At 42.3% G+C, this 25376-nt stretch carries 19 protein-coding genes; 12 read left to right on the top strand and 7 right to left on the bottom strand.

Annotated elements, in window-relative coordinates:
• Positions 1–8: 8 nt before the first annotated feature.
• On the top strand, positions 9–1949 hold the full coding sequence (locus tag AADY36_RS04810; RefSeq protein WP_342408588.1) for a phytase: 1941 nt from the start codon (positions 9–11) through the stop codon (positions 1947–1949).
• A gap of 58 nt (positions 1950–2007) precedes the next feature.
• Here AADY36_RS04810 and AADY36_RS04805 read toward each other — a convergent pair whose 3' ends face one another.
• The 3 genes from AADY36_RS04805 to AADY36_RS04795 form a co-directional block, all read right to left on the bottom strand.
• On the bottom strand, positions 2008–3594 hold the full coding sequence (locus AADY36_RS04805) for an L-lactate permease (RefSeq protein WP_342408587.1): 1587 nt from the start codon (positions 3592–3594) through the stop codon (positions 2008–2010).
• 81 nt (positions 3595–3675) lie between these two features.
• Entirely contained in the window at positions 3676–4260 is a 585-nt protein-coding gene (locus AADY36_RS04800; RefSeq protein WP_055021262.1) for a YqaA family protein, read from the bottom strand.
• 59 nt (positions 4261–4319) lie between these two features.
• On the bottom strand, positions 4320–5228 hold the full coding sequence (locus tag AADY36_RS04795; protein ID WP_342408586.1) for a GGDEF domain-containing protein: 909 nt from the start codon (positions 5226–5228) through the stop codon (positions 4320–4322).
• A gap of 236 nt (positions 5229–5464) precedes the next feature.
• Between AADY36_RS04795 and AADY36_RS04790 the strand changes: the two genes are divergently transcribed.
• A complete protein-coding gene (locus AADY36_RS04790) occupies positions 5465–6697 on the top strand; it encodes a TMEM143 family protein (RefSeq protein WP_342409263.1) in 1233 nt (410 codons plus the stop codon).
• A gap of 141 nt (positions 6698–6838) precedes the next feature.
• Complete coding sequence (locus AADY36_RS04785; protein ID WP_239962898.1) at positions 6839–8878, top strand: S9 family peptidase; 2040 nt, start codon at positions 6839–6841, stop codon at positions 8876–8878.
• A gap of 33 nt (positions 8879–8911) precedes the next feature.
• Here the strand turns inward: AADY36_RS04785 and AADY36_RS04780 are convergent, their stop codons facing one another.
• A complete protein-coding gene (locus AADY36_RS04780; RefSeq protein WP_239962900.1) occupies positions 8912–10042 on the bottom strand; it encodes an ROK family transcriptional regulator in 1131 nt (376 codons plus the stop codon).
• Positions 10043–10197: 155 nt separating this feature from the next.
• Between AADY36_RS04780 and fucP the strand changes: the two genes are divergently transcribed.
• From fucP to AADY36_RS04740, 8 genes are all read left to right on the top strand, one after another.
• Positions 10198–11487, top strand: coding sequence for an L-fucose:H+ symporter permease (gene fucP, locus AADY36_RS04775; protein WP_054560681.1), 1290 nt, complete (start codon positions 10198–10200; stop codon positions 11485–11487).
• An 80-nt stretch (positions 11488–11567) separates the two neighbouring features.
• Entirely contained in the window at positions 11568–11918 is a 351-nt protein-coding gene (locus AADY36_RS04770; RefSeq protein WP_054561182.1) for a hypothetical protein, read from the top strand.
• Positions 11918–12298: a hypothetical protein gene (locus AADY36_RS04765; RefSeq protein WP_342408585.1), complete on the top strand. Its 381-nt coding sequence runs from the start codon at positions 11918–11920 to the stop codon at positions 12296–12298. Before AADY36_RS04770 ends, AADY36_RS04765 begins: the two co-directional genes overlap by 1 nt.
• Before the next feature lie 84 nt (positions 12299–12382).
• Positions 12383–13138 carry a substrate-binding periplasmic protein gene (locus tag AADY36_RS04760; RefSeq protein WP_054560683.1) on the top strand — a complete coding sequence of 252 codons (756 nt, stop codon included), beginning with the start codon at positions 12383–12385 and terminating at the stop codon, positions 13136–13138.
• Positions 13139–13141: 3 nt separating this feature from the next.
• Positions 13142–15358 carry a tetratricopeptide repeat protein gene (locus AADY36_RS04755; RefSeq protein ID WP_342408584.1) on the top strand — a complete coding sequence of 739 codons (2217 nt, stop codon included), beginning with the start codon at positions 13142–13144 and terminating at the stop codon, positions 15356–15358.
• Between the two features lie 149 nt (positions 15359–15507).
• Complete coding sequence (locus AADY36_RS04750; RefSeq protein WP_054560685.1) at positions 15508–17391, top strand: propionyl-CoA synthetase; 1884 nt, start codon at positions 15508–15510, stop codon at positions 17389–17391.
• 112 nt (positions 17392–17503) lie between these two features.
• Positions 17504–19171, top strand: a complete 1668-nt coding sequence (locus tag AADY36_RS04745; protein ID WP_054560686.1) for an asparagine synthase-related protein — start codon at positions 17504–17506, stop codon at positions 19169–19171.
• A gap of 128 nt (positions 19172–19299) precedes the next feature.
• A complete protein-coding gene (locus tag AADY36_RS04740; protein ID WP_054560687.1) occupies positions 19300–19869 on the top strand; it encodes a DUF2799 domain-containing protein in 570 nt (189 codons plus the stop codon).
• Here AADY36_RS04740 and AADY36_RS04735 read toward each other — a convergent pair.
• Together AADY36_RS04735 and AADY36_RS04730 are read right to left on the bottom strand one after the other, a co-directional pair.
• Positions 19855–21537 carry a sensor domain-containing diguanylate cyclase gene (locus AADY36_RS04735; protein ID WP_055021271.1) on the bottom strand — a complete coding sequence of 561 codons (1683 nt, stop codon included), beginning with the start codon at positions 21535–21537 and terminating at the stop codon, positions 19855–19857. The genes AADY36_RS04740 and AADY36_RS04735 overlap by 15 nt on opposite strands.
• Before the next feature lie 115 nt (positions 21538–21652).
• Positions 21653–22966 (bottom strand): DASH family cryptochrome, encoded by a 1314-nt coding sequence (locus tag AADY36_RS04730; RefSeq protein WP_342408583.1) that lies wholly within the window; start codon positions 22964–22966, stop codon positions 21653–21655.
• 235 nt (positions 22967–23201) lie between these two features.
• Here AADY36_RS04730 and AADY36_RS04725 point away from each other — a divergent pair, with 235 nt between their 5' ends.
• Positions 23202–24842: a hypothetical protein gene (locus tag AADY36_RS04725; RefSeq protein ID WP_342408582.1), complete on the top strand. Its 1641-nt coding sequence runs from the start codon at positions 23202–23204 to the stop codon at positions 24840–24842.
• Here AADY36_RS04725 and AADY36_RS04720 read toward each other — a convergent pair.
• On the bottom strand, positions 24839–25312 hold the full coding sequence (locus AADY36_RS04720) for a VOC family protein (protein WP_055021273.1): 474 nt from the start codon (positions 25310–25312) through the stop codon (positions 24839–24841). The two genes, AADY36_RS04725 and AADY36_RS04720, sit on opposite strands and share 4 nt — an antisense overlap.
• Positions 25313–25376: the final 64 nt, after the last annotated feature.

Here is a 25376-nt window from a genome sequence, read left to right as displayed (position 1 = left end):
GGGATCCCATGAATTTTAAAAAACCACTTAATCTTGTTGCCAGTGCAGTGATACTAAGCACCCTAGCAGCGTGTAGCCAAACAACGGCAACCGAGGCACCAAGTAAGAACCAATTAAAAGCCTTTGGCACAACAGAAAATATGCAAGGCTCACAAGCGGCGGCCCTTGCTGATGACGCTTGGCTATTAAGCTCACAAAGCCAAGGCCTACAACTTATTGATGCCACAGGTAAACAGCACGGATTACAAAAAGGTAATTTCGAAGCGTTATCTGTTAAGGCGATCAACAAAAACAATTACCTTGTTGCCAGTATCGACAACGAAGCCGACCAAGCGGTGATTTTTAGCTTACAAAAAGCAGCTAAATGGCAGCTAACTGAAATTAGCCGTATCAGCCCACCAAAAGCAAAACCTGAGGCGGTGTGTTTATTTGCTAACCCGACAACTCAGGCAGTTTCGGCATTTGTGGCAGACGCTCGTGGTCTTATCCGCGAAACACTGGTGTTTGATATAGCAAATAAGCGCGCGTTAAACCTTGAATTACGTGAGTTTGCCGGTGTAAGTGAAACATCAGGCTGTGCGGTTGATGATAACAGTAAAACTCTTTATTTAAGTGAAGGCGAGCTAGGCATTTGGCAAATTAACGCAGATGCTGAATCGCGCGCCGATAAAAAGCCCGTGGCTTTGATGTCGCCATTTGGCAGCTTAGCGCCTGAAGTTGGCGGTTTAAGCACAACAGATGATGGTAGCTTATGGTTCACCACCTCTGAAGATAACCAATTACATCGCTACGAAAAGAGTACTAAACGTTTTAGCAGCTGGCAATTTGCTGGTGAACTGGCGATTGAATCTGCCGCAGTGCGCTTTAACAATAATCAAGCTGATATTGTGCTATACGATGATGAATCAGGTCATTACCTCAAAGGTCAAATCGAGGGGCAAGTTAAAGCACAAGCCAAGCAACAAATTAGCGCTAAAACAGCGGTTGTTACTTATATCAATGCACAAGCGCAAACCGATGCGGTACGTGCTTTTGGTGATGCTGCCGATGACCCTGCTATTTGGGTAAACCCTCACAATGCAGCAAAAAGCCTGATCTTAGGCACCGATAAACGCCGTGGTTTAATGGTGTATGACCTTGCAGGCAAAGAGCTACAAGCGCTAGAAACAGGCCGTTTAAATAATGTTGATGTGCGCCAACATGCAAGTATCAACAACGCAAGCAATACGTGGATCACCGCAAGTAATCGTACTCACAACAGCATCAGTGTTTACAGCGTCGATACTCACAATCAAGTGCAACATCTTGCTGAGCTGCCAACGACTCTAAACGAAATTTACGGTATGTGTATGTACTCATCAAACACAGGCAACTATGTGTTTATGAATGACAAATCAGGCCTATTTCAGCAATACAAACTGACTGGCAATAATGAGAGCGTATCAGCACAACTAGTGCGCGAGTTTAGTGTTCCAAGCCAACCAGAAGGTTGCAGTGCAGATGATAAAACCGCACAGCTATTTTTAGGTGAAGAAGACGAAGGTATTTGGTTTATTGGTGCTGAGCCAACAGCAGGAAATAAACCTGTAATGCTGCAAACCGTGAACGATATGTTGGTTGATGATGTAGAAGGCATGGAAATCTACCACGCAAAAGATGCCCGCTATTTAGTGGTTTCTAGCCAAGGTGATTACAGCTATGTGCTTTATAAAATTATTGATGGCAATACCCCTAGCCTAGAGTTTGCGGGTAAATTTGCAATCAGCAATAACCTAGAGTTAGCAATAGATGGCGTATCAGAAACTGATGGCCTAACGGTAACACCGGCTGCGTTACCGGGCTACCCTGAAGGGGTGCTAATTGTGCAAGATGGTTACAACCGTATGCCACAGGCACCGCAAAACTTTAAGATTATTGACTGGCGCGAAGTAAAAAAAGCTATTCAATAAATTACTCCGTAAAGGTGCTCGGTTTATCTGGGCACCTTTTTTATCTGAACATGTTTAATCAGTAAAATAGATAACTAAAACACCCAACTATTGCACCGTAAATTAGCATAGGCAAAAAGGTTTTCTTAAGCACTGGCCCTTCTTGATTATTCACTCCAACAATACTGGCTACAGCAATAATATTGCTAATGCAGATCATATTCCCCATCGCCGCCCCCGTTGATTGCAACGCAAGCACTAAGGTTTCTGACAAGCCCACTTGCTGTGCAATACCATATTGAATACCGCCAAAGGTAAGATTAGACACCGTTGCAGAGCCTGAAAAGAAAGTGCCGAGAGCTCCCAAGTAGGAGGCAAATAACACCCAGTGCTCCCCGCTTAAATCAGCAAAGGTACTCGCCATATAAAATATGGGCGCATTATGGCCGCCTTGCATTAAAACATTCACCATCACCAGCGCCCCGATCAAAGCAATACATGGCATAGCGATACGGCCTAAGGTGTCGGAGCACATTTGCTTTACTTGTGACTTGCTCATTTTAAGTAACGGCACGCAGATCAGTACCACCAATACAAACGGGATCAACGCTGGTACAAACAAGGTTTTATACGACCACCCCACTGAAGTGCCGAATATCTCATGTAAAGATAAGATCAGCGCTTTGCTTAATTCAAATTGTGCAAAGCCCAAATGAATACTCAGCCAGAGCGTTTCGTCGTTAAGCAATGCTTTAATGCCCAACTGATGAATACGGGTTATCACCAGCACAACAATCAAAAGTAATAACGGGAATAATGCTAAAAATAGCGCTTTGGGTGTAAGCTCAGCTTTGCCTTTCGAGCTTTGTGCATTTACAGCTGACTTATCTAACCCCACTCCCCTACTTGCTAAATAGATAGTGACTAATAGACCCACTGCACCACCTATCAACGATGGAAATTCATAGTTCCACTGGGCAAACAACCAATAAGGTAAGACACATGAAAACACACTCAAATAAATGAATACGCTATTTTGACGCACCTTTTTTAGTGGTAAAACAAGACACAGCGCAATCATAGGAATCACCAAAGCAGCAATAACATGACAAAGCGCCGTCCATCTTGAGATAGCCAGCACTTGCCCATCATCTAAGTTTAGCGCCGAAAAGCCAAACCATGTTGGTGTGCCTACTGCACCAAAAGATACGGGGATCGAGTTTAAAATAAGAGTAAAAATAATCACTTTAAAAGGCGAGAAACCAAGCCCGACCAAAATAGGCGCAGCGATGGCCGCAGGCGTGCCAAATCCCGATGCACCTTCGAGCATAAATGCAAATGCCCAACCAATGATCATCAACTGTGCAACTTGATTACTGCTAATTGATTCTAGCCAATGTTTTATCGTGGCTTCGGCCCCAGATATTGCCAACATGCGGTTAAGTAAAATAGCTCCAGCAATAATCGAAATGGGCGTCATAACAGACAACACACCAGCAAACGAATTAGCAAGCAACAGCCTTAAATCAGCTTGGAAGTAAAACAGTTGCAGTAAAGCAGCAAGTAGCGCTGTTATGGGTAAGGCAATATAAGAAGCGATGGGGCTGCGTTTTACCATCATCCAGATCAGCATCAAAATAGGCAGTGCAGCCACTAGGGTATTCATGGGTCATCCTGTTGTTTTTATTAAGCACTTTCCTTAATTCAAAGTATAGACAGGATAACCATAATCAGTATTTTTTATTTGTTAAATAAGTGTACTGAGCCACCAAAGTAACAGTACTAATACAGAAATAGCGACTAAAGCTTTGGTTTTGTGCTTTTGAATAACTCGCTCTGCCTGATTACCCGCGTAATAAACAACGGCAGCAAGGGCAAAGTAACGGATTGAACGAGCAATAACCGTTGCCAGTAAAAATAGAAAAATTGAATACTTAGTTGCTCCAGCGGCAAGCATGGCAATTTGAAATGGGATGGGCACAATACCGAGCGTCAATACAAACCAAAAGCCTTGTGCCTGCATTTTTTGCTTAACTTGCTCGAACTGCTCAGGGTTTGAGAAGGTATTAATCACCCAGTCCCCCACTACATCAAATAGATAGTAACCGAGGGCATAACCAAAAATAGCACCAATAATACAACCAATGGTCGCCATTAATGCGATTAACCAAAGCTTTTCGCGGCGGGCTTGCATTAACGGAACAAGCACAGCTTCAAGAGGAATAGGCACTATAGTTGACTCTAAAAATGATGCCACCGTGATTGATTTGAGCATATGTTTAGAGTCGATAAACTGCCGTGTTTTTTGCTTTAACTTTTTAGCAATAGCCATTATTCATCCCTTGGAGTTTTGTTGCGATATAGGTTACAACAAAAACCCTTAACCGTCCCTTACGGTTTATGAATATAACGGCTACGGCCTTGATTTTTTGCCAAATAAAGCGCTTGGTCGGCACGTTTCATGGTGTTGCTAAATGTCTCTGTGGCACGCTTAATCGCCGAACCAATACTCACGCTGAGCGTTTTACTAGGCGTCACCATCACATTATTAGCAAGGCTGAGCAGTTGCTCACAGGTAGCACGTAACTCATCAGCGTCGTCGGTGGCTACATAAAGTGCGAACTCCTCACCACCGATTCGTGCAAATAGAATGTCTTCATCTAATGCTTGATGACACTGATAAACAAAATCTATCAATACCTGATCACCAACATCATGGCCATATTCATCATTAATCGCTTTAAAATGATCAATATCAGCTATCACTAGGCTATGTGGCTTATCTTGGTTTTGCTGCACATAATGATAAAAATAACGACGGTTATACGCCTTTGTTAATACATCGGTTTTTAGTTCTTCTTCAAGCTGTTCGCGGGTTTTAGCTAAGTCTGTAAGGGCAAGGTAAAGACCAAACCCAGTTACTAGCATCCCTAAAGTGCGGGTAATATCTTCGATATAAATGCCAACCCAGATTGGTTGAAATACCAGCTCGTCTAAAAAATCAAAAGTAAGCCCAACACTCCAAAGGAAGATACCCACACTTAAAAATAAGTAGCTGCGCTTAGCAACCACCGAGGTTTGCACAAACGCGAAAATACAAATCAAAATAAGCAAATTGATGGCGTCACTTAGCACGCCATTTAAGTAGATATCATTTTCAAGCCGATTAAAGTAATACAGATAAGTGATCACTATCAGCAACAAAAAGACAATAAAAGAACTAATAAATAACCGCTTTATTATGAGTGGTACTGAGTTTAACTCAGCCTTTACTTCAGGAGGGGATGCTTGCTTATTCATAACTAATCACGACAACGTACTGCAATGAACTAAACATTAGCAAAGCAAATTTAAAAGTGCATGATAAAGCCGCTTAAATGGGCAAAAACCAGCGTTTTTACTGGAGTAAAAAGTCTAAAAATAAGCCGTTTTAGTCAGTGAAAAAGTCTAAGTTCATGCTATTTGCCACTAACGGTCGCAATTCTGCTGTTATTTTTTTATCATCGCTGACAATTTAAATGACACAGCAAGAATCAATGAGCGACGCACGATTTATTCCTTTTCGAAAACACGACATCATCAACCTTTGCCAAGCCTATTTAGGTGAATCGCAATCAGGTTCGTTTATGGAGTTGGCTACACTTTTGCAAAGCGTGACTCATTACCAATATCACGAGCTGCTTGAGTCATTAAAAAACAACTATGCGCCATTTGACCCAAATAGCGACACCCGCACTCTAATACCGATTACCGACGAGCAACGTGCCAGCTACCAATCTGCCTTTGCAAAAGACTTTGCCACCGTACTCAATGCTGCCAATTTTGAAACCATTACCAATCAAGACTTACAAGATGCGCTCAATGAAGAGTCTTTATTTAAAGTGCGTTTAGCCGTTGAGTTTGATGACTTCGCAGAAGTGGTCTTTTACCGCCGCGGCGAATCGCAAAAAACTGAGACGCTGCGCAGTTTTTGGGGGCTTAAGAAAAAACAGATTCAATTTACTAACTATGATCGCGTTGCCATATTCATCCGCTTTAAAGACGAGCAGTACTTTTTAGAAAAAGGCAAAATGCCAGTGGGCTTTGAACCAAATTCAACCATTGTCAAATTATTCCAGAATGTGCCAAAAGCCGATTTAGAAATGCTGTTTCCGAATAGCGAAGTAAAAATGCGCCCAATAGATAAACTGATTATTGGTTCATCAGCATTGATTGGCGGTGCTGTGGTGTTGGTAACAAAATTAGGCGCGTCAATTTTACTACTGATTGCTCTGATTGCCTTTTGGGGTGGTTGGCGCAGTGAAGAAGTGCATATGAGTCAGCAACACTTTATTACCTTCGCAATCGGCATGGGGGTATTTGGCAGCTTTATTTTTAAAGAATGGAGCAAGTTTAAAAACCGTAAAATTCGCTTTATGAAAGCACTAGCGGACAACTTGTATTTTAAAAACCTCGATAACAATGCAGGTGTTTTTCATACTCTCGTTGATGCAGCTGAAGAAGAGGATGTTAAAGAGGCGCTGCTTGCCTACACCTTTTTACTAAAAAGCGAATCAGCGATGACTGCAGAGCAATTAGATAATCAAATTGAGCAATGGTTTAAGGAGCAACATAATTGCCTGCTCGACTTTGAAATTGATGACGCTTTAGACAAACTCGTAAAGCTTGATCTAGTTAATCAGCAAAATGAACTTTATTCGGCGGTTGATTTAGATAAGGCCAAACAGCGCTTAGATGCGCGTTGGGATGACTATTTTAAGTTTGCCTAAGCCTTTAAAATCAGGTACTAGCAAGTACAAATCGAGTCTGAGTCTGTTTAACTCTCGTTACGGCATTTTGGTCTCAATGTGCTTGCGCAGCGAATGGTCTGCTTTTAGGATAAAATTTTACGGCTAAAAAAAGACCATTCCATGCAATTAAAAAAAACAATCCTTATTGGAGCAAGTTTGCTGTGCGCAGCAACAACAGCTCAAGTATATGCTAACGACAAATTTGTCTCTGAAGATATTTTTCAACTTGAATACGCAGGCGACCCACAAATAAGCCCAGACGGTAAAAAAATCGTTTATGTTCGCAGCGGCTACGACATCATGAAAGATGGTAATAAGCGTAGCTTTTGGCTGTACGATATAAAGTCTGGTCAACACACGCCACTGTTTTCTGATGAACATAACTATAGCCAACCTACTTGGTCTCCAGATAGCAAGAAAATTGCTTTTACCAGCAACTCAAGTGGCTCAAATCAGCTTCACGTTTATTGGTTAGCGCAAGACAAACAAGCATTATTAACGCAACTACCAAAATCAGTACGTAACCTAAGTTGGTCGAATGACTCTGAACAAATTGCTTTCACCATGAGCATTCCTGAAGGTAAATCTGCGTTCGCTAAATCAGTAAAATTGCCTAAAAAGCCAAAAGGCGCTGAGTGGTCAAAACCAGTGAGAGTGTTTGAAAAAGCACGCTATCAAGCTGATGGCGCAGGCTTTTTAGAGCCTTCATACCGTCACGTTTTTGTTATTCCTGTTTCAGGTGGCACACCACGCCAATTAACATCGGGTGATTATCAGCACTATGGTCCACTTGCTTGGGATCCAAGTAACACAAAACTAGCTTTTTCTGCTGATCGCAATGATGAGTGGGAATACCGCACAACTGAGTCAGACCTATATGAAGTTAATGTAAAATCAGGTGAGCTTACGCAACTAACCGATTTACCTGGCCGTGAAAGTAACCCACGTTACGCACAAGACGGTGATGAACTTGCCTTTGTTGCGCGTGACAATGCCCCTGTGCCTTACATTAACTCAACACTATCTATGCTCGATTTAGACGATAAATCAATCAAGCATATTACTGAAAAATTAGACCGCTCAGTGGCTGATTATAAGTGGTCAGGCGATGGTGACTTTGTTATTCAGTACGACGACTTTGGTAAGCGTAAGCTCGCTAAAGTAAACAGCCGCGGTAAGGTAACTGATTTAACTGATACCGTATCAGGTACTTCAATTGGTCGTCCGTATATCAGTGGTAGTTTCAGTATGGCCAATAATGGCGCTATTGCTTACACCACAGGCAGCGAATACCGCCCAGCTGATTTAGGCTACATCTACAGAGGTAAAAATAAAACACTAACTTCATTAAACGAAGATGTATTAGGCCATAAGAAACTTGGTAAAGTGCACGAGCTGAATGTTAAATCGCAGTTCGACGGCCAAGCCATTCAAGGTTGGTATATCACGCCACCTGATTTTGATGAAAACAAACAGTACCCATTAATGGTTGAAATTCACGGCGGCCCACATCTTGCCTATGGCCCAAGCTTTACTGCTGAATTACAACGTTATGCCGCTGAAGGTTACGTTGTTGTGTATGTGAATTACCGTGGTTCAACAAGTTACGGTAAAGACTTTGCACTACTGCTAGATGGTAAATACAGCTCAGAAGAAGACTTTGCCGATCACAACTCGGCAGTTGATGCCATGATTGCTAAAGGCTTTATCGACAAAGATAACTTATTTATTGCTGGTGGTTCAGCAGGTGGTATTGCAACGGCTTATGCGGTTGGTTTAACAAACCGCTTTAACGCTGCGGCAATTACCAAGCCAGTGATCAACTGGTTAAGTAAAACGCTTTCAGCCGACAGCTATATTGGTCAAATTCGTAACCAATTCCCTGGTATGCCATGGGATAATGTGGAGCACTACTGGAAACGTTCACCGCTTTCATTAGTGGGTAACGTAACCACACCATCATTGATCATGACAGGTGAAGAAGACCGCCGCACGCCTATTTCAGAATCAGAGCAGTTCTATCAAGCATTAAAACTGCAAAAGGTAGATACCGTGCTTATTCGTGTACCGGGCTCACCACATGGTATTGCGGGTCGTCCTTCACGTATGATTTCGAAAATTGAATACACCCTTGCGTGGTTCAAACAATATCAGAACTAATGAATTAAGCAGGAGTGAGGTGCTCACTCCTGCTTAAAAATAATGATGACTAAGCGCAAGTTGAGCAGAACCTATCGACTGCGCTTTTTCCCCACACACGCCTAAACCAACTTCACAGCTACGTAGTCCACGACTATCTAACCGTGCAAATGCTGCAATTGATAACTGCTTGAGCTGTTCAAGCGCTTTACCCGGTAACGGCGAATCAATAATCACAGCTTGCATATCTAATAAACTCAAACAGTTATGCATGGCAATACCGATAGCCTCAGCAGATTTTTCAAGCCAAGGCTGAACTAGCCGTTTATGATCTGAAAACTGACTGTCGGTAAGCTCATACACAGATATACCAAGTTGCTGCTTATCAAACTCGCTTTGTAATGAGAGTAGTGAACATTGACTAAGTAACTGTTCGCGTTCAGCGTTTAGCATTGAGCCTATAGCACCGGCATTACCACTTTTACCTTCGAGAAGTTGGTGGTTAATCACCACGGCTCCACCTAAAAAAGCCCCCAAATAAACATACAAAAAATCGCTGTAGTTATTAGGGTTACCAAGGCTTAGTTCTGCACAGCAGGCAGCGTTATTATCGTTACTAATATAAACCGGTAAATTAAACTGACTTTCTAAGTAACCTTTTAAGTCGAAATTTTGCCATTGACTAAGGGTATTTGTTGCAGTGTCTGAAGCGGCTTGCCATTGCCAAATATCAAACGGCATAGCGACCCCTAGCCCACACACATGTGAGCGCAGTTCAGGTTCTAATTGACTGATTAATTGTGGGATATGTGTTTCTAAGAATGATTTAAGCTCATCGACAGATGCTTCATTCACCTCAACAGATACCGATGCTCTTTGCGTGCTGTGTAAGTCAACGAGTATCAGGTCGAAGCGTCGTCGCCCGATTTTCAAACCAAAACTAAATGCACCATCTGGATTGAGCCTAAATGGCACGCTTGGTTGCCCTACCCGTCCTTTTACAGGTGCATCACGAAGCAATAGCTTATCTTCTTCGAGCTTGTTGATGTTCACTGTTGCCGCCTGAGCAGACAAGGCTAACGCTTTCGCTATTTGTGCTTTAGGCATGCTTTGCTGTTGCCTAATTAAGCTTAGAATTGCGCGCTCGTTCTTGCTTCTTGGTGCTCGCGATAAACTACTCTTCATAACATCCTTCTTGATACCAGCTTAATACGCGGCCTATTAGACCTTTTTGGCGTACTATCTACCAGTCAAAATAATAAATCAACTAGGTTGATTTATTATTTATAGTCGTGAATACTGTCGGCCACAACAATATGAACACATTAATCTGGTGAACTATGCAAACACAGCCTGCTATTGTATCGCGCCAAATGCTTTGGCCTTTTATTTTGCTTACAATTTGCTTTGCTGCTTGGGGTACTGCGGCCAATATGACAGACCCATTAGTGAAAGTTTTTAGCAAAACATTTTCGATGAGTGCGTTGCAATCAGCACTGGTGCAGTTTAGTTATTACGGTGCTTATTTTTGCTTAGCTTTACCGGCAGCCATGATCAATAGACGGTTTAATTATAAAACGGGGCTGTTAGTGGGTTTAGCCATGGCCGCCTGTGGTGCCTTATTGTTTTACCCTGCTAGCCAAACCATGCTCTATAGCCACTTTTTATTGGCCTTGTTTATTCTTGCTGGTGGCTTGTCTATTTTAGAGACCTCGGCAAACCCCTATGTCATGCAGTTAGGATGCGAGCACACAGCAACCCGTAGACTTAACCTCGCGCAAGCTTTCAACCCCGTTGGTACTAATATTGGTGTGTTTTTAGCGGCGACGTTGATCTTACCGAACTTAAATCAAGCTGATAGCGCAAGCCGTGCTCTGATGAGTGAAGCGCAATTAAAAACCGTTGTGAGTGCAGAGCTTGACGCTGTGATGGTGCCGTATGTGGGTATGGCCTGTTGTTTAATCTTACTATGGCTATGTATCTTTTTTAGCCGCTCTCCTGCCACAGTAACAAAAGCCGCAGCGCAACCGCGTAAACTTAAAAAGACCTTTCAACATTTGTATCAAAATAAGCACTACCGATTTGGTGTGCTTGCACAGTTTTTTAATGTTGGCGCACAAACTTGTGTATGGACCTACACCATTGGCTACACCATGGAAGCTCTTAACACTACAGAAGTTACCGGCGGTCAGGTATTACAATATTCTATGCTGGTGTTTTTAGTGTCTCGCTTCATCATGACTTGGCTAATGCGCTTTATTAGCGGCGCTAAATTACTGCGCTTTATGGCTTTAGTTGCAGCCGTGCTTTGTTTTATTGTTACCACCCAAGTTAATTTAGTGGGCGTAGTCGCACTTGTAGCTATTTCAAGCTGTCTATCTTTGATGTTTCCAACCATTTACGGCACAGCACTTGAAGGCCTCGGCGAAGATGCAAAAGTTGGTGCGGCAGGTTTAGTAATGGCAATTTTAGGGGGCGCATTTTTACCTCTGATCCAAGCTGCAACTATAGATGCTTTTAACACTGCGGTTTCGTTTGTTGTACCACTTGTTTGCTTTTTAATTGTTGCTTTGTATGGCCACCATACCAAAGTAGCAGCAATACCCGCCAAAGCGCAGTTGCAGGACTAAACGCATCAATGAGATAATGCACCTCGTTTACCTACTTAAGCGAGGTGTATCGTCAATTAATGGCACATATTACATTTTTTATGGTCAAGTTTTTGGCCTTTTCTGTTGGCTGTTTTTCCTGCTTTTTACTTCATGACCAAGCCAATGTTGCCCTTGTGTTATCTGCTGCATTTACCGGTTTAGTTGGCACATTTATTCCTTTTCCTGCTCGTTTTGGTAACCATCCTTATGCAGCCATTTACGCTGGCAGCTTTGCTGGCATGTGCTCATCAAGTTTAATCAACAGCTACTGGGAGCTGAGTTTTATCTCTTTAATTGGTGCCAGCCTTTACGTATTAACTATGAACCTATTTGCAGGTTTTGGTGGTCGTCTTGGTAGCGTTGCTTTTGCCAGTGTCGCGCTTTACATGCTTGCAAAAGGGGTCTTTTAATGGATTTGTTTATTACAATTACCGCTTTACTTGGTGCCTACTCTACTTACTTTTTAGCGCATCATAACCGCTTTGATGGCATTCGCGCCTCAGCCGCCACCAGCATTATTGCATTTGCAATTTTAAGCCTATTCTCTGTTGATGTAGAACTTTACAGCGTGGCGTTTTTTGGGGGCACTTTCATTGGCATGAGCGCACCAAAACGCTTTGGCATTTTTACATTAGCCATTGCTTCAATATTGTTTGCTTTGTTGTTTGAATACCTTGTGCCGCGCTTGCATGGCTATGGCGGTGCATTGGGCTTGAGTGCTTTTCTATCTGTGTGTGTTTGCCATATCGGTATCTTGCTAGGGGCACCCCGCAGTAAAAAAAGCAACTAAATCTGACTTGGCAATTAAAAACCTATACCTTTTCATTAAGATTCTTTAGTATGTTAATTACTTGTTTAAGGATAAAGGATCTTTATGCTGTTTCGCTCATTACTGATTGCTACTCTGCTTTGTTTCATCAGTTGTGCAACGGCTGCGAAAACACTGACCTTTATCGCTGAAGATCTACCTCCTTACCATTTTAAAAATCAGCAAGGCGAAGCCGATGGTGCACTTGTTGAAGTAGTAAAAGCCGCCTTAGCACACGCAAACATCCCTAGCGAATTCGCAATTATGCCTATGGCGCGGGCTTTTCATGAGCTCGAAAACAATCCAAACATGTTAATGATTTCGCTACTAAAAAACCCAGCTCGCGAAAACCGCTTTCAGTGGTTAGCACAAACCTATTTTTCGGACGCTTACCTCGTTGACCTTGCGAGCAAAAGCCACAAAATATTTAGTTTAAAGCAAGCTCAGCAGTACCGTGTCGCGACTATTCGAGGCTATTCAAGTGAGCATTACTTGAAGCATGCCGGATTTAATGAAGATAAAAATTTGGTGCTAGTCAGTCATTACCATCAACTTTGGCAATTGCTTGAAAAAGAGCGCATAGACTTTGTGCTGACCAACACCCTGACTTTGCAAAACGAACTGGCATTATCTGGGGTTGATCCAAGTGACATTCATAAAAGCCTACACTTAGATGACTTTCCTTCAGGTCTTTATTTAGCTGCGAATCTTAATTTAGATAAACAACTCGCAGCGCAATTAAGTAACGCCATTGAAGCTTTGAAGCAAAGTGGTCAATACCAAGCAATTTTACAAAAATGGCAGTTGCCTTTACCTAAATAAAAAATGAAAAATACTCCATTATTTTACAAAAGCTTAGCCTTAGCTTGTGCCTTTAGCTGTCTATCGCTAAGCGCCTATGCTATTACCCCTGAACAAGCGTTAGAAAAGCTAAACGAAGCCCAGTCACTACGCAATAGTAACCCAAACCAAGCCACTGAAATTTTTGAGCAGTTAACCACCGATACGACCCTCGTCAATGAGCCTAACATCATGCAAGAAGCGCTTGAATCGCTGGCATTTATGAATGTCAGCAGTGGTGATTATGATCAAGCACTGAGCTATGCAGAGCAGCTACTGGAGTACGGACAAAAGCAAAGTAATCAGGCAATCACAGTACGAGCGATGCTTATTCAGGGCTACGCACAAGGTAGAAAAAGTAACTTTCTAACAGCAGAGCAGCACTACCGAGATGCATTAACTATTGCAAAACAGATAAAAGATTCTGTGCTGATTGCCCAGTCTTATGAGCGATTAGCAGCCATTTTACGCTGGCAAGATAAATACATAGCCGCCCTTAATGAGGCACAAAAATCTGTTAATATCTTACATGAATTTGATGATGAAAAATCGTATGCATCGGCATTACTAAACTTAGGAATAATCGAAGCCATTATTGGCGATCACAATGCGGCGCTTGCAAGTTTAACTCAATCATTTTCTTTGCATCAAAAGCTCGATGATAAAAAAGGCATAGCCGATTCGCTTTACGAAATTGGCGAAGTTTACCGCCGTATGGGCGACAGTGCTCAATCGTTAAAGCACTTTAAAATGTCTCACGTGTTGGATTTAGAAATTGGCTCAAAAGTCGACATCGGTAACAGTGCCATGAAGGTCGGCTACGCTGCGCTCAAACAAGGCGAACTTGCTACAGCCACAGATTACGCAGAAAAGTCGATTAGCTATTATCAGCAATCATCTTCAAACACAGGGCTATGTCGCTCGTACGATTTAATGGCGTTAATTGCTTTAAAACAAAATAACATAAGTGAAGCGCAAGCCTATATCGACCGCGCTTTGGCAATCGCTACTGACTATAATTTTCGCTCACACTTGGTATCTTTAGGGATCACCCAAACACGTATTTATCAAGCCCTTGATGATCACGCTGAAGCAATTAAAACCGCAGAGCAGGCTTTAAAACAGGCTGATGAGCTGCAAGATGTTGAAGATCAAATTAGCTTAAATAAGTTACTCACCGACTCTTACCTTGCTTTACAACTGTATAAACAAGCATTTGAATCGCAAAACCGCTATCAAACCCTTGAAGATAGTACCGGTAAAAATCAGCACGACTTAACCGTGGCCGCGATGCAAAGCCAAGTAGCTTTTATGCGAAATCAGCAAGAAATCAACCAATTGAGTGCTGAAAAGCAAATTCAAGCGGCTCAACTAAGCGAAAGTGAATGGCAATTCAAAGCGTGGTTACTGGGCTTAAGCTGCGTGATTTTGCTGATATCTGGCTTTGGTTACCGCTCATTTAAAAAGCGTAAGCTTGCCAGTGAACGAGCACAGCTACTCCAAGAAGTCGTTGATAAAAAGAACCGCTTACTAGCCGATGTGTCTCATGAAATTCGCACGCCACTCACAGCACTACAATTGCAAGTTGAAGCATTGCAATACAATATCGCCAAAGACGTAGATGCCTCTTACGATGCCATTAATCGAAAACTTACCGATATCAATGTACTGATCCGTGATATCCATCAACTAGCACAAGCTGACTCCGATAGCCTATATCTGAACCTAAAACCCTATTTACTTGCTGATGTATTATCCGTTTGGCAGCAAGACTTTACTGCTTTTGTAGAAAACAAAGGCTTTGAATTTACTTGTAACATTCACCTTGCTGGTGATATCAAAGTCACATGGGATATCGATAAAATTAAGCAAGTACTGACGAACCTTTTATCAAACAGTACTTTTTATACTGATAAACCCGGCAAAATTAAATTTATAGCAATGGCCTCAGAGCAGAGTATTACTTTTAGTATTGAAGATACCCCACCCGGCGTTACCAATAATCAGTTAGTTGAAATATTCGAACGTTTATACCGCGTTGATAAGTCGCGCAGCCGTCAAACAGGCGGCTCAGGCCTTGGACTTGCGATTTGTAAAAGCCTGATAGAAACACACAAAGGCACTATAAAAGCTGAGCACAGTGAGCTAGGTGGCGTTAAGATCTTCATTTGCTTACCGCTTATTAGTGAACAACAGGTTTAATTAGCACCACGATTCCCTAAAATCGCCCCTAAACAGGGCGATTTCACGACATTTAGCCCAATTAATGCCGACCAAGGTCGCATATTATTTAATCAAAAAAACACCTACATTTTTTAGGGTCTCTCACTAAAAAGTATAGGAGCCTCACAATGGCGGGCGAATATCAACAACAATACAAACAGTTCCAGCGCGATCCGGGTCAGTTTTGGCTTGAGCAAAGTAAACGAATTCCTTGGTTTAAAGAGCCAAGTGCCCCTTATCAATATGACGATAATGATTTTTACCATTGGTTTGCCGATGGTCAGTTAAACACTTGTTACCTAGCCCTCGACCAACACGTGGAAGCAGGCTATGGCGACCAAACTGCACTGATTTACGACTCCCCTGTTACCAATACCAAACAACAATACACTTATGGCGAGTTACAAACTCAAGTTGCTAAATTTGCAGGGCTCATGCAATCCCTTGGCGTAAGCAAAGGTGACCGTGTAGTCATTTATATGCCAATGATCCCACAAGCAGTTATTGGTATGCTGGCGTGTGCGCGCCTTGGTGCCATTCACTCCGTTGTATTTGGTGGTTTTGCACCGCACGAACTCGCGGTGCGTATTGATGATGCAAAACCTAAGCTTGTGCTTACTGCGTCTTGCGGGGTCGAAATTAATCATGTGATTGAATATAAACCACTGCTTGATGAAGCACTCGAAAACGCCAAGCATGCTGTTGAACACTGTATTGTATTTCAGCGTGAACAAGCGATTGCCGAGATGCAAGATGGCAGAGACATCGATTGGCAATCAGCCTCTGATACAGCAAGTGCAGTCGATGCAGTGCCTGTTGCTGGCGACGACCCGCTTTATATTCTTTACACATCAGGTACCACAGGCACACCCAAGGGGGTGGTTCGAGAAAACGGTGGTCACGCAGTTGCAATGCATTACAGCATGGAAACCGTGTATGGCATGAAGCCCGGCGAGGTATTTTGGGCAGCTTCCGATATTGGCTGGGTGGTTGGTCACTCATACATTGTATATGCACCGCTCATTTATCGCTGTGCCACCGTACTTTATGAAGGAAAACCAATAAGAACTCCTGATGCCAGTGCATTTTGGCGTGTTGTAGAAGATTATAAAGTCACCGCCTTATTCAGTGCTCCAACTGCATTTCGCGCAATTAAAAAAGAAGACCCGACCGCCGAGGGCTTTAAACAATACGATACCTCAAGTTTAAAACGTTTATTCTTGGCCGGCGAACGCCTAGATCCGCCAACGTATGAGTGGTTGAAAGACAACACTGGCTTGCCTGTACTCGACCACTGGTGGCAAACAGAAACAGGTTGGGCAATTGCGTGTAATCCAATTGGTATTGAACAACTTGCCACTAAACCGGGAAGTTCAACTGTGCCAACACCGGGCTTTGATGTACAAATTCTTGATATGAATGGTGAGCAGTGCGCCGCAAACGAAAGCGGCGCAGTGGTTATTAAACTGCCTTTACCTCCTGGCTGCTTACCAACAATTTGGCAAAACAATGAACGCTTTCAGGCGGGCTACTTAAGTGAGTACCCTGATTATTATCTCTCTGGTGATGGCGGCTATATTGATGAGGATGGGTATCTATTTATTATGGGTCGTACCGATGATGTAATTAACGTTGCAGGTCATCGCTTATCAACCGGTGAAATGGAAGAGATTGTAGCAGCCCACCCTGCTGTTGCTGAATGCGCAGTATTTGGTGTTAACGATGCACTCAAAGGGCAATTACCCATGGCGATGATAGTGCTCAAAGACGATTATCTTGGCGATAGCAAAGAAGTTGAGCAACAGTTAGTTCACTCGGTAAGAAATCAAATTGGCGCCATTGCCTGCCTGAAAAACATTTTGCATGTTGAGCGCCTTCCAAAAACCCGCTCAGGGAAAATACTCAGAAAGAATTTACGCCAATTGGTCGATGGTGAAGAGCTGCAAATTCCATCAACCATTGATGATGCGAGTATATTCGATGAAATCAACCAACAACTTAACAATCGCTGATCTGCGTTTGTAATTTTGTAATGTTACCAAAGGCCTTGTTTAAGGCCTTTATTCGTTTTGGCCTATGGCTTGCAACTTTACATGTAAGTTAGCAAACGAAAAGGTGGTTAACATGGCTGTTATCGCAGGTTATATCCAATTCAATGAATTAGGCAAAACAGAATTTCATTATATTAATCAACTAGCTGATGTATTTAATCGCTACAAAAAAGCAGATGTTCAGCGCTTTGATTGTGATAATGGAGCTATTTTTCACTATGACTTTGATGCTTACCAACAAGCGAGTTGGTTGCAAACTGAGTCGCAAATTGCAACGCTGATTGGTCACCCTTTACTAAGCAGCTCGCGCAGTGATGATTTAAAAACCATGGCCAATACAGCTTCCCTCAACACTTGCTTACAGCAATGTGAAGGGGTATTTAGCTTTTGCCAGTTTAATAGCCAATTAGGCAGCTTAGTACTCGCCACCGATCCCCTTGGTTTAAAGCCGTTTTATACCTTAAAAACAGCGCAAGGCTTACTGTTTTCAACCAACTTGGGGTTATTTAAACAGCTCAGTATTGAGCTTGAAAGTGATGCCGAAGCACTCACAGAGCTTGCTGTGCTTGGTTACCCGCTATTAGATCACACGCCTTATAAAAACATAAAATGCTCATACCCAGGCGAAATATTACGTTTTGATGCCAGTCATGGCGTGGTAAAACAGCGTTACTTTGATTGGGTCGCCCTTGCCAAACAGAACTTTGAGGTGACCGACGCAATTGAAGGGGTTACTCAGGCCTTTCGCAGTGTTGTAACAAAAGCGATGCACACCGATAAAAAAGTGCTGAGCACCTTGTCTGGCGGCCTTGATTCACGGCTAATTAACTGCGAGCTATTACGCCAAGGTGTTGAGCTTAAGTCGTTTAATTTTTCGCAATCAGATAGTCAAGATCTCTACTGCGCAAAACAATATGCTTCGCAAAATGCCCTTAAACTTGAGGTTGTGCAAGTACGCGACACGCAAAAGCTCTCTGTTGAGCAGCGCCTTGGTAAATACTGGCGCAAAGCGCATCACAATGAATATAAAACAGTTTCAAGACCACAAATTAGTTGGTCTGGTAATGGTGGCAGTGTTGGTTTAGGTGCCGTATTTTATGGCGACGCTATTTATGAGGCGGCAAAAGAAAACAATCTTGATAAGCTCATTCAAGCTTATTTAGATCAGCAATACGCTTATTTGCCAAAGTCAGTGGTACATAATGCGTCTATGCTGCAACAAAAACTAATTGATAACCTAAAACTTAGTTTTAAACCCTTGGCTGAATTACCACTCGAAAAAGCATTCCAATTGTTTTTACTACTCAATGATCAACATCATCATTTGAGCATTCCGAACGAGCAAGTATGCGAGTTTAAAATGGAGTTCTTCCATCCGTTTTATTCGTGGAAAGTGCTGCAATATCCTTTAGCTGTCCCTGTTGAATATGTTCGTAAGCACCGCTTTTATCAGCGCTGGCTGAAAACCAGTTACCCACGAGCTATGCTTGCACCATGGCAAGCCTATCCGGGTCATATGCCTTGCCCTATCAAGGTAAATTACCAATCACAGTGGCAGTTTAACAATAACAATCTAATGCGTTTTGGCGAGCTGTTTAAGCTGTGGTACGAGATCATGCGCTTTGACCGCCATCAATTGATCAAACGCAGTCACTTTACCGCGTTATGCTTATTACAGTTAGCTCACCTAAAAAATGCGCAGCCAAACATTCGCATTGCTCAGCGGTTCTGTCAGTGGTAATGGATACCTAGGCGCAATAAAACTTAATCATTTGAGGGCATTGTTATGAAACACAAAAACTACTTTCTAAAACATGATATTACAGGCTAGAATCAAGTTAGTTATTAATAATTTAAGCTGAGACTTTAATGAGAAAATGGACACTTCCTCTACTGCCATTAATCGTATTAGCAGGCTGTACCTCAGTCAGTAAAGATGAATGTTTACAAGCCAATTGGCATGGTATTGGTTATAAACATGGTGCAGATGGCACTGAGTATCGTGATGGCATAGATGCCTTATCACAATGTAGCGAGTATGGCGTAAGTGCCGATATTGCTGAATATAAAGTGGGATACGATCAAGGTCTGGCGGTGTATTGTGAGCCCGAAAATGGCTTTACCCTTGGCATGCAGGGAGCATCTTACAATGGCGTCTGTAATAGCACAGCATTTCGTAAAGCATGGCAAGAAGGCAACGACAGGTATCAAGTACAGCAAAGGCTGATATACATTGATGACCGAATTGACGATATTGACCGCCGCCTAAAAGATATTCGCGCTGAGCTTAACAGCAATCAACTTGATAATGGCCAACAAAAAGAGCTTTATCGAGAACGAAGAGATTTAGAAAACGAGCGCAAAGATTTACGTAAAGAGCGTGCTTTACTACCGCTTTTGAATAAGCTGCCGAGTGTCGAAATTTCAACCGAGTGGTGATGCTTTATGTTTAAGCTTCATCTTATACATTTGCTCGTCAGCAGTGGCGAGTAACTCTTTGGCATTTTTACCATCTTCTGGGTAAAGCGCGATTCCAAAACTAGCACTCACAGGCACTTTTGTTGCGTAGCGCTTTGCTACGCCTTCAACCGCTTTTTGGCAGCGCCCTGCAATGTCTTGGCAAACAGAAAGTTTTGCTAACGTTGGTAACACAATCACAAACTCATCGCCGCCAATACGAGCTAATATGTCTTTATCGCGCAGCTGAAGTGAAAGCTGCTCACTGATTTCAAGCAGTAGATTATCGCCCTGCTCGTGACCAAAGGTATCGTTCACCAGTTTAAAGTTATCAAGGTCGACATAAATCAACGAAAACTGGTTACCTTCATTCGCCGCATGATGAGAAAATGAATGTAACTGAATATCTAAACCTCGCCGATTTAACAGCTTAGTAAGAGGGTCTTGATTGACTAATTCGTCAAGCAGTTGGCGCTTTTCTACTGCCTGCGAAATATCATCAAATGCACCAATGTAATGACTCACTTGCCCATGTTCGTCATACATGGCATCTATGGTTAACAACTCAGGAAAAACTTCACCGGTTTTGCGCTTGTTCCATATTTCACCTTGCCAGCGCCCATTGTGTATTAAACACTCCCACATCAACTCAAAGAACTCTGTGGGTTGCTGCTTAGCTGAAAGTACAGATGGGTTTTTATCAAGCACTTCTGCCTTACAAAAGCCTGTAATTTGCTCAAAAGCAGGGTTAACATCCACAATTTTAGGCTCAGGGGTGGTTATTAATATACCGCGGCTTGTTGTTGAGAAAACGGCTGTAAGCAGCTGTATTTTTTCGTTGCTTTTAACTTCTTCAGTGACATCTTCTGAATAACCATTCCACTCAACACTGCCATTAGCACGGGCAATAGGTGAGGATTTTCCTTCAACCCAAATCACCCCTTTAGTTGGATGATTAACTCTATATACCTCATGCCACTCGCATAATTCGACTCGCGATTTCTCAATGCTTTTAACGACTCGCTCTAAATCATCTGGGTGAATCGTTTGCATGATTAAATCTGCAGAATTTTTTATATCATCTGCCGTGCAGCCATAAATGTTGAAGACTTTGGAGCTGGCAAAAGGAAAATATGCGGTGCCATCTTTTTCCACCACATACTGATAAACAAACCCCGGTAAGTTATCAGTAAACTTTTGCAATTTAGCATGTAAAAACTCAATTTCTCGCTCTTTTAACCACTGTTCAGTAATATCGATATGAACGCCTAGCATCCATTCAGGATTGCCATTTTCATCCCAGCTTTGCACTTGGCCTTTATCGAGCACTTTAACCCAATGCCCTTGTTTGTGCTTCATTCGCGCTTCGCAAATATAACGCTTAGAGTCACCTTTAAAGTGAGCGTTTAATAGCTGTTCCGATTTTGACAGGTCGTCAGGGTGAGCAAAGCTGAGCCAAGTTTCAATTGAAACTGGCAATAATTCTTGCAGTGTGTAACCGATAATATCGGCCCACTTATCATTGAAAATGGTTTCGCCTGTTTGTACATTCCAAAGCCAAATACCCGCATCTCCACTGTCGAGAATTAGCTGAGCAATGTCTAAACCAAGATGCGACTTAATCGCATCATACCCTTCACTAAATGCCATAATTAGCCTTGTTAACTAGCCCACCAACAATAAAAGCAAGCCTTAATCATTATTTTAGTTAACAAAATAAAAAAACACTAAAAATCTGTGAAGAATATTGATCTAACGCAGGCTATTAAATCCTTGGCCAATCCACCTCATCAACACTATCGATTGTGCTTACGATGCTTTGATCTCCTTGCCATTTTCGAATGTAACGCGCTAGGGGATCATAAAGCGCTGTTTGCTTATTAATATGAAAATGTCGACCGCCTCTAGGGTCAACGCCGACACCCGCAATATATTGCCAATTACCCCAGTTCGCAGCCACGTCGTAATCGATGAGTTGCTGTTCGAAATACGCTGCGCCATAGCGCCAATCCAGTTCAAGCTCATTAACTAAACAACTTGCCGCAATTTGCCTAGAGCGGTTAGAAATATAGCCTGTCGCATTAAGCTCATGCATTATTGCATTAACCAAAGCAAAGGGCGTGCGGCCTTGGCACCACGCATTAAAGCGCTGGCTGTTAAAAGTCGTCAGTGGCGCACTATGCTTTTGCCCTTTAAACTGGAAGAGTGTTGCGCCAGCATGCATCGCATGCCACTTAAAATATTCACGCCACAGTAATTCGAACTTTATCCAATAGCTCGACTCATTCGCACCGTTTTGCTGCTCATACACTTCAACTTCTCGGTAAAGCTGTTTTGCGCTAATTGTGCCCCCAGCGAGCCAAACACTGAACTTAGTACTGTTTCTAAAGCCGTCTAACTCATTGCGTGTTTCTTTATAACTGCTTGGCGCTTTAGATGAAAAGTACGCATCACAATGCTGCTGAGCTGCAAGTAAACCACCTTTAAAAATGTTAGGTTGAGTTGCAACATCATCAATAGGGTTATCAGGGCATAGTTGTACAGGATGAGGTAAGTGGCTAACCGCTTGCAGTGGCGCCGCTATAAAGGTTGGCTCAGCTTCTACCTTTTTGCGAAAGGCAGTAAAGTTTTTAGGTAGGTCATCAAACTGAAAAGGCAAGTCCGTTGCTTTAAACAAGGTATCTTGTTGATAAGTTTTCACTGTCACTTCTGGGCATAACACTTTGATTTTATCGAGCTGTTTTTGCTCATAAACGCCAACTTGCTCTGTACAAACCAAAGTTTCAATATTGTACTTTTGTAATCGCTGACTGATTACTTGCTCAGGCTCACCACTTAGCACATGAAGTGTTTGCCCAAGCTTCTCAACAGCTTGTGCAAATGCTGCTAGGCTTTCACGTAAAAAACGGTGTCTATGCGTGCCATACGGTTTTGATTGATAGTTAGTTTGCCTAAACCAGCGCAGCTCAATCACAAACACTAAATCAAGCTCGCCATCAAAATCAGCTAACTCAGATAGAATTTCATTGTCGACTAGGCGTAAGTCATTTTGCAGCCAATATAAAACACGCTTTTTCATTATTTGCTCTATTAGAAACCTTAAGAAATCATACGTAAGCCAGCTATTTATCGATTAACTTCGCCACAGTTAGTTAGCATAACGTTTATTAATCATAAACTTACAACCTTCAATGAAGTTTAAGTTTTAGTTAAGTTTTTCTTAAGTTAGCGATTTTATGCTGATAACTGTAAAGAATTTAAAGGTTGATAAAGCCAAACACGCTGCATCTCCTTGGTATTTAGTAGGCATAATAATGATGAATAAAATAACATCGGTTTTATTAATAACATGCACTGCTACAGGGACTGTTTATGCAAACGAGCCTTTAAGCTTAGATGTGGTTTGTGAAGTAAAAAGCAAACCTACTGCAGAGTTAAGCGAGGACAAAGACATCACTGTTGATAAACTCAACATTGATACGCATACGATTTTCGATCCTAATGACCCTGAAACAACCGCCCTACATCGCTTTATCAACTGGCTGCACATTGATACCAAAAACAAAGTGGTTAGTGAGCAAATTACCTTCAAAGAGGGTGATCAAGTCAGTGAGCGTCAGCTACAAGAAGCGGAGCGCATTTTGCGCAGCAAAAAATACTTAAGAGATGCCAAGGTTAGCTATACAAAAGATTGCCTTGAAGATGAACCCCGCGTGGTGCAAATCGATACCTGGGATACCTGGAGTTTATTGCCAACCATTAATTTTGGCCGTAGTAGTGGCAATAATAAATACAGCTTAGGTTTTAAAGAAGAAAACTTTTTAGGCTACGGTATTCGCGCATCTTTAAAGTATAAATCAGATCATGAACGCTCAGGCTACCACTCAGTGCTGCAAATGCCAGTGCCTTGGCAGCCTCATTCAACCCTCACTTTACAAGCTGATGATTACGATGACGGGCAAGTGTTTTTAGTGGATTATCATCAGCCTTTTTATCAACGCAGCAGTGACGCACTAATGCGCTACTTTGCTAAATCACAAAAGCAAAAAAGTTATATCTATCAAAATGGCATGACTCGTTCAGAGTTTTTTACTGATGAATTAATCGCCCAGTTTGCTTACGGCGGAATTTTATCGCAAGACAGTCAGCAAACCTTTCACTGGCTTGCTGGGATTGATTACGAAGATGTCAGTTACCGCCCTTTTGAAACAGAGCCTTTGCTTGCAGGCCTTAACGATTACACCATTGCAGCGCCTTGGGTCGGATTACATTGGCTAGAAGACAATTACGCCGTTTTGCACGATATTGACCTAATAAACCACAACGAAGACGTTAACCTAGGTTGGGAGCTAAATTCAAAGTTTGCCATCGATACCGTAAATTTTGGCCAAGGCTTTTTATTTGATACAAATCTTACCAAAGCGTGGTTTAACAATAACGCCTTGTATCGATTTGCCGCTGGAATGAAAGGCAATATGGGAACTGAGCTTGATGACCGTTTAGCGCTTTATTCAAAAGCACAATTTAACTATCGCTGGTCAAACTCATTTGCTTTTTATGCGCATCTAAATGGTCATTGGCAAAACCATGAATTTGCTGATAAACCACTGGCCGTTGGCGGTGAAGAAGGCATGCGTGGCTTCCCAGAAAGTTACCAACATGGTACATCAAGCGTACAAGCAACGGCTGAACTAAGAATGTACCCTAATATCAATCTGTATCAGTTTGTAGATGTAGGCTTTGTTGGCTTTGTTGATGTAGGCCAAGCATTTGGCAGCACTGAAACTGCAAATATTTCAGATTCAATGCTAACCAGTGCAGGCGTTGGTATTCGCCTATATTCATCGCGCTCAAGTAACGACAATGTGATACATATCGACTTTAGTACACCTCAGGGCAGTTACCAAGACGTGGATTCATGGCAAATAGGAATGTCGGTTGAAACAACTTTTTAAGCATCTTGCTCTTTACTCATAAGCTCGCTCATGCGCTGCATAAGCTCTTGCTCACTGAGGTCTTCTTTGTGTGTGCCTATAGTCCAGATATGACCAAAAGGGTCTTCTAGAGTCCCTGACCTATCGCCATAAAATTGGTCATGTACTGGGCGTAGCTCTTTTGCCCCAAGCGACAAAGCTTTAGCAAAAACAGCATCGACATCTTCAACATACAGCATAATGCTCACCGGTGTACCGCCAAGTTGTTGCGGCGACTTAAATTGCACATCAGGGCAATTATCAGAAAGCATAATATGAGAGTCGGCTATTTTTATTTCAGCATGCGCCACTCCACCATCAGGCAAGGGCATTTGCATTACAAGTTCTGCATTAAAAGCGTGTTTGTAGAACTCTATCGCCTTAGTGGCACCTTCAATAACCAAATACGGGGTTACCGCATGGAAACCTTTAGGGATTGCAGAAACAGCCATGTTACACCTCAACGTTAAATGTGTGAGTTATAAAGGTAGCAGTTGTAGCTAATTTCACTAATCT

The organism is Pseudoalteromonas sp. D15MCD-2 (genome assembly GCF_038562745.1).
Lineage (GTDB): Bacteria > Pseudomonadota > Gammaproteobacteria > Enterobacterales > Alteromonadaceae > Pseudoalteromonas.
The sequence above is the reverse complement of the archived record's forward strand: the minus strand, read 5'-3'. Positions and strand labels throughout refer to the sequence as shown.